This is a genomic window from Actinopolymorpha sp. B17G11 (assembly GCF_040196095.1).
GTDB lineage: Bacteria > Actinomycetota > Actinomycetes > Propionibacteriales > Actinopolymorphaceae > Thermasporomyces.
This window is the reverse complement of the sequence record NZ_JBEFTW010000003.1, coordinates 210,266-223,368: the sequence shown is the minus strand read 5'-3', so window position 1 is coordinate 223,368 and position 13,103 is coordinate 210,266. Positions and strand designations below refer to the sequence as shown.

The 13,103-nt window shown below is 66.0% G+C and carries 15 protein-coding genes; 9 read left to right on the top strand and 6 right to left on the bottom strand.

What is annotated here, in order from left to right:
• Positions 1-4: 4 nt before the first annotated feature.
• Positions 5-1,816, bottom strand: a complete 1,812-nt coding sequence (locus ABN028_RS05190; protein ID WP_349695807.1) for a polysaccharide pyruvyl transferase family protein — start codon at positions 1,814-1,816, stop codon at positions 5-7.
• 619 nt (positions 1,817-2,435) lie between these two features.
• On the opposite strand from ABN028_RS05190, the gene ABN028_RS05185 reads away from it, so the two are divergent.
• From ABN028_RS05185 to ABN028_RS05150, 8 genes are all read left to right on the top strand, one after another.
• A complete protein-coding gene (locus ABN028_RS05185; RefSeq protein WP_349327493.1) occupies positions 2,436-2,936 on the top strand; it encodes a MauE/DoxX family redox-associated membrane protein in 501 nt (166 codons plus the stop codon).
• A complete protein-coding gene (locus ABN028_RS05180; RefSeq protein ID WP_349327494.1) occupies positions 2,936-3,502 on the top strand; it encodes a hypothetical protein in 567 nt (188 codons plus the stop codon). The genes ABN028_RS05185 and ABN028_RS05180 overlap by 1 nt, the downstream gene beginning before the upstream one ends.
• A gap of 5 nt (positions 3,503-3,507) precedes the next feature.
• Entirely contained in the window at positions 3,508-3,702 is a 195-nt protein-coding gene (locus tag ABN028_RS05175; protein ID WP_349695806.1) for a hypothetical protein, read from the top strand.
• Positions 3,703-3,801: 99 nt separating this feature from the next.
• Positions 3,802-4,284 carry a hypothetical protein gene (locus ABN028_RS05170; protein WP_349327497.1) on the top strand — a complete coding sequence of 161 codons (483 nt, stop codon included), beginning with the start codon at positions 3,802-3,804 and terminating at the stop codon, positions 4,282-4,284.
• Positions 4,285-4,330: 46 nt separating this feature from the next.
• Positions 4,331-5,086: a hypothetical protein gene (locus ABN028_RS05165; protein WP_349695805.1), complete on the top strand. Its 756-nt coding sequence runs from the start codon at positions 4,331-4,333 to the stop codon at positions 5,084-5,086.
• A 29-nt stretch (positions 5,087-5,115) separates the two neighbouring features.
• Entirely contained in the window at positions 5,116-5,673 is a 558-nt protein-coding gene (locus tag ABN028_RS05160; protein ID WP_349695804.1) for a hypothetical protein, read from the top strand.
• Between the two features lie 127 nt (positions 5,674-5,800).
• A complete protein-coding gene (locus tag ABN028_RS05155; protein ID WP_349695803.1) occupies positions 5,801-7,216 on the top strand; it encodes a PhoX family protein in 1,416 nt (471 codons plus the stop codon).
• Between the two features lie 182 nt (positions 7,217-7,398).
• Positions 7,399-8,322 carry a sulfotransferase family protein gene (locus ABN028_RS05150; RefSeq protein ID WP_349327503.1) on the top strand — a complete coding sequence of 308 codons (924 nt, stop codon included), beginning with the start codon at positions 7,399-7,401 and terminating at the stop codon, positions 8,320-8,322.
• A 177-nt stretch (positions 8,323-8,499) separates the two neighbouring features.
• Here the strand turns inward: ABN028_RS05150 and ABN028_RS05145 are convergent, their stop codons facing one another.
• The 4 genes from ABN028_RS05145 to ABN028_RS05130 form a co-directional block, all read right to left on the bottom strand.
• Positions 8,500-9,036 (bottom strand): GNAT family N-acetyltransferase, encoded by a 537-nt coding sequence (locus ABN028_RS05145; protein WP_349695802.1) that lies wholly within the window; start codon positions 9,034-9,036, stop codon positions 8,500-8,502.
• Positions 9,037-9,286: 250 nt separating this feature from the next.
• A complete protein-coding gene (locus tag ABN028_RS05140; protein WP_349695801.1) occupies positions 9,287-10,315 on the bottom strand; it encodes an ankyrin repeat domain-containing protein in 1,029 nt (342 codons plus the stop codon).
• A 327-nt stretch (positions 10,316-10,642) separates the two neighbouring features.
• Complete coding sequence (locus ABN028_RS05135) at positions 10,643-11,041, bottom strand: phosphotransferase (RefSeq protein WP_349695800.1); 399 nt, start codon at positions 11,039-11,041, stop codon at positions 10,643-10,645.
• Positions 11,007-11,450 (bottom strand): phosphotransferase, encoded by a 444-nt coding sequence (locus ABN028_RS05130; protein ID WP_349695799.1) that lies wholly within the window; start codon positions 11,448-11,450, stop codon positions 11,007-11,009. The genes ABN028_RS05135 and ABN028_RS05130 overlap by 35 nt, the downstream gene beginning before the upstream one ends.
• Before the next feature lie 53 nt (positions 11,451-11,503).
• On the opposite strand from ABN028_RS05130, the gene ABN028_RS05125 reads away from it, so the two are divergent.
• A complete protein-coding gene (locus ABN028_RS05125; RefSeq protein ID WP_349695798.1) occupies positions 11,504-12,013 on the top strand; it encodes a hypothetical protein in 510 nt (169 codons plus the stop codon).
• 397 nt (positions 12,014-12,410) lie between these two features.
• Here ABN028_RS05125 and ABN028_RS05120 read toward each other — a convergent pair whose 3' ends face one another.
• Positions 12,411-13,040, bottom strand: coding sequence for an LUD domain-containing protein (locus ABN028_RS05120; protein ID WP_349695797.1), 630 nt, complete (start codon positions 13,038-13,040; stop codon positions 12,411-12,413).
• Between the last annotated feature and the right edge of the window lie 63 nt (positions 13,041-13,103).

The window sequence follows — 13,103 nt, the reverse complement described above, 5'->3', positions numbered from 1 at the left end:
GAACCTAGGCGCTCATCGAGAGGTACGTGGCAATCCCGGAGGCGATGGCCTGCTCGATTTCATCCAACTTACTCTCCGTGATCTTCTCTTTCGAGATCATGGAGTCGAAGTCGACGCGACGCAGATCCGTGGAGATCGGGATGGGTGCGTACACCGCTCCCAGCCCGACGCCGAGAGAGTAGTCCCTGTACTTGATTCCGCTGCCGTGGACGGCCGACTCGAAACCTTCGAAGGTGACCAAACAGCATGGGATGCCGTAGCTGTGGCAGATGATCATCACGTGCATCGCGCTGGTGACAACGGCGTCGTACCCATTCAGCTCGGCCACGAACGAGCGGATCTCGTTGGGGTGTGACCGGAGGACGGTGAGTTCGTCCATGGTCTCTGGGAGGGCGGTAGGAAGGTTGGCGTGCTTGTGGTGCCGCACCAGGGCGATCCTGCCGTTCGTCAAGCCGCGTTCCACCGGAATGGCGCGTGCGATGAGTGCCCCGGGGTCGCCGAAGCTCTCGATGCTCGGCCCGCCGCACTGCTGGACGAGTTCGGCTGTGAGGGGACCACGAACGGAGATGTAGCGCGCCCTTCGGTCGATCTGGATGTCGGCGCTGCTGATGCCCGTGCCGACGACGATCGAGCTGGGTTTGATGAACCGTCCGATGGAGCCGGTCGAGAAGATGTGCGGCTCATGCATGGGTGCGGTTGGGCTCTGATAGAGAATTGACCGGTCTGTTTTGCCGTCGAGGATCAGCGGGCTCAGCCAGTCGCCGAAGTTCCCGGGGAACGGGTGCGGCCACCAGGCCAGTCTGATCGGGTCCGCGTCTGGGTTCTTGCTCGCGTACACCGAAAACGCGTCGGCTGCCCGTTTCGCGGCGATCTCCGAATCGGAGGGTATTCGGCTCGAGGCCAACCGGCTGAACGCCTCGTCGACCCTGGATACCTCACCTCGTTGACCAGCCATGATCATTTCGCTGACAATTCGACTGCGGTGCGGGGATCCGGCACCGTTCAGGGCCAACCGGTCGCCAACCAGGCCACCACCGGTCAAGACATTTGTGATACCGCAGGTGTCGGCGACCTTGCGCAGCCACCGGGCGGCCCGGTCCGGAAGTTTCCGTTCCATCAGCTTGGCTCCACGAAGTGCCTGATGCCGCAGTCCTCGCAGCGCCCGCACCGAGTCGGAGCCGCCCAGACGACCGTGCTGCTTCACCCTGTGCTTGAAGTTCGAGACGTTGCCGCTGGCGCCGAACGAGAAGAACGTGGACACGCCGCCGGGGGTTACCTGTGCATGGGAGATCACGGCAGCCGACGGGATGACTTGGAACGACAGGCGCGGAGCGTTGGAGCGCCAGGACTCTTCGAAGAAGTAGTCATCCGTGGCCTTGATCTCGGCACTCTGCTCCAGCAGGTCGGCGTCATGGATGAACTTCCGCGCACTCGGCGTGGTGTTGATCCCGAAGAAGCAGGGCTCCCAGAACCTGGTGCGATTGGCGTACCCGATGCGCATGGGGGAGCCGAACCCGCGTTGGAACCCGATGATGTCGGCGGTGAACCCGGCGACATATGTAGGCAACTCCAACAGGGCGCAGTCGACGTCGATCCAGAAGACCTTCTTGTCCGGGTGTTCGTCGCAAACCCTGGCGAGGAACCCGATCTTCTTGCGGCAGATGTCGGCCCAGTCCTCGTCGGCCGCCTTCTCGATCTCCTCGAGTCTGTAGGCGACGCCGATACGCTCGAGGTGCCTCCGGAGCGAAGTAGCACACCCTCGGTAATATTCGTCCGCGGTATGGAATGAGCAGACGACGATGTCCGAAAGATTCATAGATATCCCTAGACGTTTGGCCGTTGAACTGCATGACGGTTGGGCTTTTCAGGATGCAGATCGGGTATCCAACGAACATCGACGGATTCCAGGGCTGGAATTCCTGCGGTGATCCGAGCCGTGAGTAGTCCGCACGAGAACCGTGTGACCGAAGACGCTCACGGTGCTATGACCCCCTTCGCCGGCGTCATGGCGTTGACAAAAGAATGAGGATGACCAAGGTGGCAATTGTCTTCTGTCTGACCACCAGCGGCCGCGCACGCCACGCATCTAGTCCCATCTCCAGGTGCAGTCCCCAGTAAGCGCGACTCCCCGCACTGACGACGCGGTGACGCCCGCTTGGGCTGCTGAGTACCTTCTGCGCTCAGCCGTAGGTCCCGCAAGGGCATTTGTCTCCGAACTGGCTACACAGTAGACGCCCCGTGTCTGCGGGCACGCGAGCGTACTCTCCACATTCGGCGATCACCTGAATGTCGCCAATCTCGCGAGGTCCCTCAAGGCATGCCGCTGCCGTGGGAATTTCCTTGTCGGGCGCGTCGTGCTCAGTGGGAGTCAGGTCAGGCAGAGAAGCGGTGGGGAGGGGCGCATGTGGTCACCTAGCCTCCCGACCATCCCGGCCATGGTGTCGGCGACGGTCGCAGTCGGTGGGGCGCTGCTGTTGTTGACAGCAGCTGTCGAACACATGCTGCACTTCACCAGGCTGCGTGCGGTCCTGATCGCGCAGCGGGTGGTGCCCTACCGTCTGCACCGCACCCTCGCCGTCGGGCTGGTTGGTGTGGAGTTCGGTGTGGGTTCAGGTGCCTGCGTGACAGTTCTGACCCTCCCGTTCGTGCGGCAGACGGTTTTTTTCGCCGAAGCAGGCGTCTATGGGTTGTTCCTTGGCTACCTGACCTTCTTACGGTTCGGGCGGGGTCCAGTGCCGTGCGGCTGCTTTGGCGACGGACCGGTGCGCGCGCAGATCCTCGTTCGCGCTGGGGTGTTCGCGGTCGCCGCCGCTGCTACTGCCGTTTTGGCGACTGAACCTTTGGTAACGCTGACTTCGGTGCCCCTCATGGGCGCGGCTCTGGTTGTCGCCGTCGCGGCGCGCGTCTTGCCCGGCATGTCGTCTCGGAGGATCTGATGGAGGCTCTCGTCGGTGCGGTCGTCTTGGCGTGGCTCGCGCTCATCGTTCTCGCATTTGCGATGGCAGGGCTGTTGCGCCAGCTCCGTGATATCCAGTCCGGTCTCGCCCGGCCGGTCGCGCAGGGCCCGGGTACGGCTCCGGTGCTACGGGAAGTCCCTGCATCCGTACGGCCGCGTGGTGGGACGGCGTATTCGGTCGTACTCCTTGTCGACGAACACTGCCCGATCTGCGCCGAGGTCGCCCCGGTCTTCGCCCAGCTCGCGGCAACTGGATCACCCACCCTGACATTTGTCGTTCTCGGACGATCGAGAAGTGAGTCCTACGAGCGAGATGAGCGGGTCGAGTACGTCGCCGATGCCGGCGGTTACAGCCGACTTGACCCTGGTTGGCGGCCGGCGATCGTCGCAATTGATCGACAAGGAAGGGTCGTCGTTGCCGAACCCACCGGATCCGAAGAGGCGGTGCGCGCCGTGGTCTCTCAGATTGCCAGCAGGATGGCGAAGGTCACCCCACTCGAGCCTGGCCCGTCCGAACCCACACTGTCCGACTCGTCGGGTAGCTGAGGGCCATGGCGACGGCGAGACAGCGCAGCGGACGGTCCGGGCTGCTACGTTCGTTTGCTCATCCGCTCGCACCGGGACTCGGCATCGCCCTCGGTGCGATCGGTGTGGCGACCTGGCAGGCAGTAGCGGATCCACCGGGTGCCCTGTCGTGGGTGGTGGTGGCGCTGGCCGCCGGATACTCGATCTCGGGATCGGTTTGAAGCTACAACTCAGCAATGCTGATCTCGTCGGTCTGGCGAGGGGGTTCTCGATGGTGGTTTTCTGCCGGCCTACTGGTTGGTGGGTTCACATCCAGCCTGGTGGCCGTCGCGCTCGGTACGTCATTGCTGCGTCCCTTGCTTCCCGTCCGGCTGGCCGTAGGTGTCGTCCTCACCGTGTTCGTGGTGATCGCTCTCCAGGAGTTCGGGATATTCCGGCTCCGTCTTCCTCAGAATGCGCGCCAGGTGCCCGAGTCGATTTCAGCCGACGGCGCCCGCTACGGCGCCCTGCACTTTGGCTTCGAGATGGGATCTGGTGTTCGTACGTACATGACCAGCGGGCTGCCCCACGTGTTGGCCGCGGGCGTGCTGTTGGTGGCGGGATGGCCGGCGGCGCTGCTCGCCGGTGTTGGTTTCGGGGCTGGTCGCGCACTCATGGTGCTGTCCCGTCACGCCTACGGCGACGACGGCCGGTGGGACCAATCGCTCGCGAGATACGACACCTCGATTCGAGCCCTGATGACGCTCGCGACTGCTCTCGCCTATGGCTCGCTCCTCTACACGGCAGTAGCCGGTGCGGCCTGAGAGACAGCCCCGCTCACCCACGCATGCGTACCAGGAGGAGAGATCGGTGAGAGACCATCCGGGACCGATCAGTTCGGCGACGCGGGCCCGCTTCCGGGCACCGGACGGTGGATGGTTGACCGTCGACGCGGCAGGCTACGACCTCGAAGAGCCTTGGTCCGCCTCGGTACAGGTCACCACGAAGCGTCCGTACGCAGGTACGCCGGACGGGTTGCAGCTGCGGGACCTTCACATCACCGTCGTCGGGAACTATGACATGGTGCTGGAACGCGTCATCGGCGGTCGCTGGGCGAACGTTGTCGAGGCACAGGGCGGACACCTCCTGATCGGCCACTGCGAGACCGCCGAGCAGGGTCTGGCGGTGTGGCGAGGGCCGTGGCACGAGGTGGCGACCTGGTTGCCCGATCCCAGGATGTCAGGCTCGGACGCCCTGCGGTACTTCGCCCGCCTGTACTTCGAGGACAGTCCGGAAGGCCTCTGCGTCAGGCCGACCGCCCCCGCCGTCGACCGCGTGGAGGTTCTCGACGTCAGCAAGAAGATCCCGGGCGTGGGATTCCTCGATATCCGCAAGCCCGAAACGGCCCATCAGCTCGTTCCGGACTGGTCGGGCGCGCCGGTTCCGACTGGCGAGGTCTGGATGGAGGACGTGGCCTCGACCCCGCAGGAGCCTTCAAAGATCGTGCTGCTCCACGCAACGCCGAGCACGGTGACGACGCTCAGCGGCGAGGCGGAGCTCAACGTCGACTGGAAAGACGGGCTGGAATTCCTCTTCAACGTCAACGAGCTCAGCTGGACAGACTAATGAGGCACCAGACACGAGGAGAGGCAACCATGAGCGTTGAGCCCATTCCCAGTGCGAGTACGCCGCCTGCCAACGCGACACCGAGCGCGGTCAGGAAACTCATCATGGATCGTGTCCTCACCCGTCGAAGCGTGCTGAGAGGCGTACTCACCACAGGGATGGTTCTCGGAATCGGCGCCCTTGACCTGCTCCCTGGTCGCAACAGGGCCGAGGCATGGCTTTACGGGAGTCATCCCTGGCAGATCTGGACTCACTGTGCGGACTACAGCACGTCCACAAGGAGAACCAACTGGCGCTGGTGCAACCCCGCCTCCGCGCGCGTCAGCTCGAGATTCTGCCAGCGGGCGTACAACCGCCACCGGACGGACGGTGAGCGCCGCACCGACTGTGAGTATGAGGACTTCCGTCGCGACTATCGATGTTGGAACCTGTCCGACTCCCGCGTGATCAATGCGTGGGTCTGGCGAAGGGGCCAGACCGGTGGCGACATCGACAGCGTCATATGTTCCGATGGCAGGACGTACGTCTACAACAGCTGTGGCCGCGACTACGAGTACAAGTCGGTCTGCCGGCGGTACCTCAGCTGAACCCCCGACACCTACCGGAGCCGGTGGTCTCAGACTGTTCGGGAAGTCTTCGGTTGCTGTTGGGGCGCAGCCGTCGTGTGCCGGGCTAACGTCACGTGACCGTTTCGTTTTGCGCTGGGAGTATCACGTGACAGACACCAGTTCAGGCAGCACCAACCCCGGACCGCTGGGCTCAGGCGCCGGCTCCGGCCGGCGGCAGTTCCTGCGGGGCGGAGTCGCGACCGCCGCGTCGCTGTTCGCACTCGGGCCATTGGAGGCGCTGGGGGCGCGGACCGCGGGTGCGGCGCCGATGAGCAAGCGAGCGTCGAGCCCTGACTACGGCCCGCTCTATCCGGTCAAGGACGACACGACAGGCCTCGAGCTGCTCCGGCTGCCCAAGGGGTTCGAGTACATCAGTTACGGCTGGACCGGCGACCCGATGTCCGACGACATGCCGACGCCGAGCGCGCACGACGGCATGGCGGCGTTCCGCCGTCCCGACGGCAAGGTCGCGATCGTCCGGAACCACGAGCGGGGCGCGTACGACGGTGCGTTCGTCGACCGGGCGTACAACCCGACGGCGGGCGGGGGCACGACAAACCTGGTGTTCGATCCTGACAAGGGGAAGTTCCTCGAGTCGTACGCCAGCCTGTCCGGCACGATCCGCAACTGCGCGGGCGGTCCGACGCCGTGGGGAACCTGGCTCACCTGTGAGGAGACGACCGAGATCGCGCCGAACGGAACCCGGCACGGCTACGTGTTCGAGGTGCCGTACGGCGGGAAGGGTGACCCACGTCCACTCACGGGGATGGGTCGCTACAGTCACGAGGCCGTCGCACTCGACCCGGGCACCGGGATCGTGTACCTCACCGAGGACGCGACGCCCTCCGGGCTGTATCGGTACCTGCCGGTGAAGAGGGGTGAGCTGGTTGCGGGCGGTGAGCTGCAGATGCTCGTGGTGGAGACCGCTGACGGCTCGTCCTACACGACCTACGCTGACGACACCGGCACGGAGTACAGCACCTCGTGGGTGACGATCGACAACCCCGACTACGCACCGGGCGAAATTCGTCCGGCGCTGCAGGGTCAAGCCAAGGGCGCGGCGGTGTTCCGGCGCCTCGAGGGTGCGTGGTGGGGCAACGATCGGGTCTACATCGTCTCGACGAGCGGTGGCCCCTCGGGACAGGGCCAGGTCTTCGAGTACGACCCGGCCAGCGAGAGCATGCGGGTGCTGTTCGCGTCACCGGACCGGGCGGTGCTCAACAACCCGGACAACATCTGCGTCAGCCCGCGCGGCGGCATCGTGCTGTGCGAGGACGGAAGCGAGGGCGAGTACCTCCACGGGCTCACCACCGACGGGGAGATCTTCCCGTTCGCGCTGAACCAGGTCGTCATCCCGGCCGGGGGCGTTCCCGGCAAGAAGGTCGCGCCGGGCAACTACTCCGGCTCGGAGTGGTGCGGGTCGACGTTCGAGCCCAAGAACGGCAACTGGCTCTTCGCCAACGCGCAGAGCCCGGGAATCACCTTCGCCATCACCGGCCCGTTCCTCAACGGCTCACTCTGAGCCACATCATCAGGGGATCTTGGTGGGGTGTTCACGCACGCCGTCGTGGAAGTTCCCTGGAACGAACGGAGAGTGGTGAGGCCGGCCGCGACGGCGCTCCCTTCGAGCAGGGCGCCGTCGCGGCCGGCGGACTTCGCCACCCTCTTCACCTTCGGTTCACCTTTTGCCAGTAACGTTCGCCCGTGAATCTGCTGGAGATCTCCCGGACCGAACGAGTAACCGCTCCGGTCTTCATCGTCGGCGAGGCACGCAGCGGCACGACGATCCTCTACCGCAGCATGCAGAAGCATCCGGCCTTTCGCCCGCGGTCGGAGAACCTGTGGGAGAGCAAGATCATGGTGCACGTCGAGAATGCGGCGTCGTTCGGGCCGCGCGAACCCGGAACGATGTATGGCCACATGGCCCACGACGACGACCGGTACCAGGCGTTTCTCACCTCGATCGCTCCGCTGCGACCGCTGCTGGCAGCCGGTGAGGCCGCGCTCCGCCGCGTACCAGCCCGCCACCGGAGTCGCATCTGGACGGCCAGCGGACATCCGCTCGTCGTACGTTCGTACTTCCACCATGTGCGCTCTGCTCGTGGCGTGAAGCGCGTGCTCGAGAAGACACCCAGCCACGTCAACTACGTCCACAGGTTGCTTCGGTGCTACCCGAAGGCCCGGCTGATCTACATCCACCGGCACCCGGTCGATGTCTACACCTCGTACGTACGCCGTGCACGGGTCGATCCCGTGGCGGCGCGCTGGGCGGCGCTGAAGCCGACGGCGTTCGCGCAGCGGTGGGCGAGGAACACTACGCTGGCACTGGCTGCCGCGGCTGAGGTGCCGGCCTCGTTTCTGATGGTTCGCTATGAGCAGTTCACCGCAGAACCGGACGAGACCATGCGAGGCATCTGCGACTTCATCGGAGAGCCGTTCGATCTCGAGATCGTCCGCGAGCCCAATCCCGACCTCGCCAGGCGCCGCGCCGCACCGCACCTGTTCGGCGAGATCACCACGAAGACGAAGGAGTGGCGCGACTACGTAACCCCGCTGGACGCGGCGGCACTCCAGCAACGGCTGGCACCCGTCATGGACAGGCTTTCCTACCAGCCGTACCCGAGCTGACCGGCGGGGTCAGGGAGAAGTGCGGAGCGGGCCGGGTACCTCGTAGGTGGTGCCGCCGCTACTGGAGCCGGTGCTTCCGCGCTGGGAGGAGAAGTACGGACGGTTGCCGGCGGGGTCATCCGACGCCGACCACAGCGTGTGCGACTTCGGCTTCGGGGCAGGGCCTGTGTCAGGTCCTCACGGACTGGCTGTTGGCGAGGGTGAAGCGGGGCGTTCGAAGACGAGTTCCAGGCCGTCTTCTTCGTCCCACTGGTCGCCGATCTTGGTGAAGCCGAACTTGGCGATCGTCGCCAGCGATGCCTCGTTGTCCGGGCTGATCGACGCCCGTACGACCTGTACCGCCGGTTCGGCGGCGGCTCGTTCGAGCAGCGCGGCAAGGATCGCTGTCGCATAGCCTTGCCGCCGGTGTCCCGGGTCGACCGTGTACCCGACTTCTACCATGCCCCGGTCGTCCGGCGGTCCGTGATACCCCGCGTACCCGATCACCACGCCGTCAGGCCCGGCGACCACCACTCGGGCGATCCACGCGGCGGCTTCCGGCTCGGTCTCGAGTTGCTTGAGCCGGTAGTTCCAGAGCCACTTCGCGCGATCGTCGACGAACAACCGGCCGAGTTCGACGCCGGATTCCGCCCGGGCCGTGGCGAGGTCGTCAGCGAGCAACGCCGACATGGCCTTACGGGACAACTCCGCGAAGCGGATCTGGTGAGAGGACATGCCGCCGATAATGCGGGGCCGCGGCCCGGGCAGTCCACGGGATTTGCGCGCCGCACCACGCACGGTGGCGGGTGCGACGCCGAGACCCTCGTCACCGCCGCACGCCGAGCGGCCGCCTTGACCATGCCGATCCTCGGGAAGCGCGTGTCCGGCCAGTCCTCGAGTACGTGCTTGACCGTGCAATGACCTACCGCTCCAGCCTCACCTTGCAGCTCGCAGCCTGCGTGACCATGCCCTGAGCAACTTCGCATCACGAAGCCGAGTTCGTGATTGGCTCGAGGATTGCCTCGACCTGGGTGTGGTTGCCGCCGTGACCGACGCCGGAGCGGTGTCTGCACCAGGCCAGCGGTGTGGCGTTCCTGATGGGGTCGACGCCTTCGACCCTGCGGTTGGGGTCGGCACCGCGCGTAAGTAGGTGTGCCACGCTGGCGTCCTTGCCTTCCCACGCCGCGCAATGCAGGGCGGTGCCGCCGCCAGGCTCAGTGAGCGTCCGGAACTCAGAGTTGACATCCAGACCGGTATCGAGGATCTGGTCGATAACCGTCAACCGCTCGCACACGGCTGCGGCGCGCAAAGCACCGACCAGGATCTCGTGCGTGACGTCAGCCAGACCGTAGTGGTCGATGTCGCCGGCACCTGCCGCCTCGACCAGATCGTGAACGACCGCACCGGCGCCGACGAGTATGTCGACGGCGGGAACAATGCCGTAGTGCACGGCATGCGCGAGTGCGGTGCCACTGCCGGGCGCGGCTGGTCCTGTCGCCTCCAGATCCGCGCCGGCGTCGATGAGGACACGTACCATCTCGGGTTCGCCATGGCTCGCTGCGGTGATCAGAGGTGATTCTCCGTCTCCGTTCGTGGAGACACCCTGGGCGAGCAGGACCCGGGTCAGGTCGCCTGGCCGATGGTGGTTCCACCAGCCGTGGAGTAGCCCGATACCGATGTACTGCAAAGCCGGGAGAGTCGTGTCGCTGTCGGGGAAGCGGATGCCGTCCGTCGCGAGAGCCGGATCTGCGGCCACCAAGGAGGCGAACCCGTCGACGTCCCCGTCCGCGATGAGTCGGAGCCGTTTGACCTCGCTGTGAAGTCGTGGCCAGCTGGCGAATCCGTACTCCCGGGCCAACGCGAGTTGTGCCGTGTGGAGTGAGATCTCGGGTGAAACAACGCTGATCCGCGCCCGCGCGTCGGGTTCACCGGCCGCCGCGGCTCGGTGAAGATCCTTCGCCTGCCGACGAAGCTGGTCGAGATCAGGACGCACGGGAAGCGTACGAGAAGACATGCCGTCTCCCTCCGAATGCCTGCGGTCCGCGCTCAGGCCGAGGAAGAGGCCAACAAGAATCAGTCGAAAGCCGGAGGTGGACTCAGTCCTGCCCGCGGACCCGGCAGCGCCCTCCAGCGCAAGAACGACTATACGGCCACAGTTGCCGGCCTGTCACGGTCAACGCTTGCGACCGCCCACGCAGTCCGTACGCCGGACCAACGGATGTCGGTCGAGGTAGGCGCCGGCTACTCGCCTGATCGTCTTGACGCTTACCTCTGTGGGAGGTCTCCGGGAGAGGATTGGCCGGGTCCCTCCCATCGGCGGACGCCGATCGATGTCTACGGCTCAGAGACCGAGGTTGGACAGGGCCGATCGCAGGAACGCGTCACGACGCGCGGTTGCTGTCGCGTCGTACAGCTCGGTGGGGGTGTTGAGTGCGGCAACGGCGTCCCAGTAGGCGACGTCACGCGCTCTCGTGCCGGCTGCACGCTCCCAGCCGTCGAGCACGTGGGCGGGTGCTTCTGGGTCAAACGTGATCGCGACTTGCTTGCGGAGCTCGCACAGGTCGACCCCTGGTGCGCCGGCGCCGGCGGTCTTCCAGTCAGTGAGCGCCGCAATGTCGTCGCCGGTCCAGATGAGGTTGCCGGGCCAGACGTCGCCGTGGACATAGACAGGCTCGCCGGGCGGCAGGCCATGCGCCGTGATCAGCTCATCGGCTTTCCGCAGCAGTGGTGTCGTCGGCATCCGGTCCGCACGGCGGTCGTCGGCGAAGTCGTCCACGGCGATCGGTCGTGGCCGGAACGGCAGGTTCACGCGGAGCCATCGCCACAGCATGCACGCGTGCCAGGGCCGCGCCGGCGGTACGCAGCCGTTCGGCCGACGAGGGTGGCGGCCAGGCGGCGGTGCCCGGGACAACGGTCTCCAGCGTCACCGGAACTCCAGCCAGGACGCCCTGGAGGTCGGCTTCTATCAGTCGCGGGGCCGGCAACATGCACTGTTCGGCCACCTCGAGAGCGGTTGCTCCGGTGGCGACCATTGCGGCGTCGATCCGCGGAGTGGGTGCGCGCAGCACGGCGTCCGTCATCCGACCCCGATAGTCGAGTCGCTCGAACCGGCACCCGAAGACGATGCGCGTGATGCGCTTCTTGCGCATGATGCGCATCTCCCGCTAGGCTTCCGGCCACTCGCGAGGAACGAGAGAGGTCCATGGCCCGACTCAACATCAGCATCCCCGAAGCGTTGTACGAGCGTCTTGACCGGCTAAGGGATCGTGTGAACGCCTCGAAGGTGTGCGCGGCTGCCCTGGAGAAGGAGCTGGACATGGTGGAAGGACCCACCCTCGTGGCGGACAACGTCGATACGAAGGTCGCGCGGCTGATCGAGCGGCTGCGGGGCGAGCGGGAGAAGTGGTACCAGCGAGGGGTCAAGGCCGGAGAGGCCTGGGCCATCGACGTCGCGACGCTTGGCGAACTCAACGAGTTCAAGCAGACCTGGTCCGGGGTCGACCACCTCGACCCGCTGACGGCCGACTCAGGCGAGATGGAGGGCTGGCAGGACCAGCTTCCCGACACGTTCACCGAACGCGATGACACGGTGTGGAACGCGCCGCTCGACGACGACCCTGAACTCCGTGGTGCGTACGTCCTGGGGTGGTACCGCGGCGTCCGCGACCTGTGGAACGTCGCCCGCCCACTCCTCAAAAACCGTCCCGGCTAGGCGATCGCTCACGGGAATCAAAGGGAAGTGCTGAGCGTAGGCGGCTCAGCCCCGTTTCGTTTGGCCGTCCACGACGTGGGCGGTGTGCATCTTCAAGCGCGGGGTTCGATGAGTGAGTGGTATCCGCGCGCTTGTAGTTGGTCGAGCTCTGCGTACTGGCCGCCTGCGGCGATGAGGTCGGTGTGCGTGCCTTGTTCGATGATGCGACCGGCTCCATCGGCGCCGTCCACACGACCCTCGCAGACGCCCAGTCCGGCGCCAGCGCCAAGTCCGCCACCCAGCGTGCCGTCGCGGCCGCCGAGGACATCCCCCTGACCAGCACTCGGACGCCCGACGCAACGTCTGATCGGCTTGTCACCCGGCTGGAGGATCTGGGCCCGCTGCCCGGACGGGTGGTTCAGAAGCCGATGGTTTCGCGGAGCAGCAGGACGGTGCCGCGTCCAGGCTGGTATTCCGCGTTGAGGATGAGAAGGCGGTTGATGGCGCTGGGCCACCCATAGGCCTCCTGGGCGCGGGCGTTCTCCAGCGGCAGGCAGTGGTCTTCGACGCGACGCAGCGCGGCGCTCAGGTCGGGCACCACCTTCTGCGCCCCGACGATCCAGATCGCGCGGGCGGCGCCGCCGGAGTAGCTGGGCAGCTGGCTTCCGCTGCCCGAGGCGACCACGAGGGAACCGGTCTCGGTGACCGCGTGGACGCTGCCTACGACGACGTCAGGGCTGGCGCGCAGCCGCCGGATCTCGTCCGCCTGGGTGGTGCGGTCCATGGCCAGGGTGCGCGGCTTGACGGCCTCGTATCGCCCACCGGTGTTGATGTCCTCATCGATGCCGGACAGGCGGAGGGTCTCGCTGGCCCCGGTGAACACGGTTGCGCCCTCCGGGACCAGCTCCTTGACACGGCTACGCGCGGCGGCGGCGTCATCGAGGATCTCGACGGTGAAACCGCTCGCGGTCAGCGCGGCGGCCGCCCGCTCCAGACGACGCCCGGGCGCCGCGTCGGCGAAGGGTGTTTCCGGAACTGAAGTGGTCATGATGCTCTGAGCTCCCTGTTCGCTGGATGATGTGTTGGTTTCACCAGTTCGACAACACAGCCC

What these genes read in the sequence shown, in the direction of transcription:
- ABN028_RS05190 (WP_349695807.1), bottom strand. Translation starts at nt 1,816, where the DNA reads ATGAATCTTTCGGACATCGTCGTCTGCTCATTCCATACCGCGGACGAA.
- ABN028_RS05185 (WP_349327493.1), top strand. Translation starts at nt 2,436, where the DNA reads ATGGTGTCGGCGACGGTCGCAGTCGGTGGGGCGCTGCTGTTGTTGACA.
- ABN028_RS05180 (WP_349327494.1), top strand. Translation starts at nt 2,936, where the DNA reads ATGGAGGCTCTCGTCGGTGCGGTCGTCTTGGCGTGGCTCGCGCTCATC.
- ABN028_RS05175 (WP_349695806.1), top strand. Translation starts at nt 3,508, where the DNA reads ATGGCGACGGCGAGACAGCGCAGCGGACGGTCCGGGCTGCTACGTTCG.
- ABN028_RS05160 (WP_349695804.1), top strand. Translation starts at nt 5,116, where the DNA reads ATGAGCGTTGAGCCCATTCCCAGTGCGAGTACGCCGCCTGCCAACGCG.
- ABN028_RS05145 (WP_349695802.1), bottom strand. Translation starts at nt 9,036, where the DNA reads ATGTCCTCTCACCAGATCCGCTTCGCGGAGTTGTCCCGTAAGGCCATG.
- ABN028_RS05140 (WP_349695801.1), bottom strand. Translation starts at nt 10,315, where the DNA reads ATGTCTTCTCGTACGCTTCCCGTGCGTCCTGATCTCGACCAGCTTCGT.
- ABN028_RS05135 (WP_349695800.1), bottom strand. Translation starts at nt 11,041, where the DNA reads ATGCCGACGACACCACTGCTGCGGAAAGCCGATGAGCTGATCACGGCG.
- ABN028_RS05130 (WP_349695799.1), bottom strand. Translation starts at nt 11,450, where the DNA reads ATGCGCAAGAAGCGCATCACGCGCATCGTCTTCGGGTGCCGGTTCGAG.
- ABN028_RS05125 (WP_349695798.1), top strand. Translation starts at nt 11,504, where the DNA reads ATGGCCCGACTCAACATCAGCATCCCCGAAGCGTTGTACGAGCGTCTT.
- ABN028_RS05120 (WP_349695797.1), bottom strand. Translation starts at nt 13,040, where the DNA reads ATGACCACTTCAGTTCCGGAAACACCCTTCGCCGACGCGGCGCCCGGG.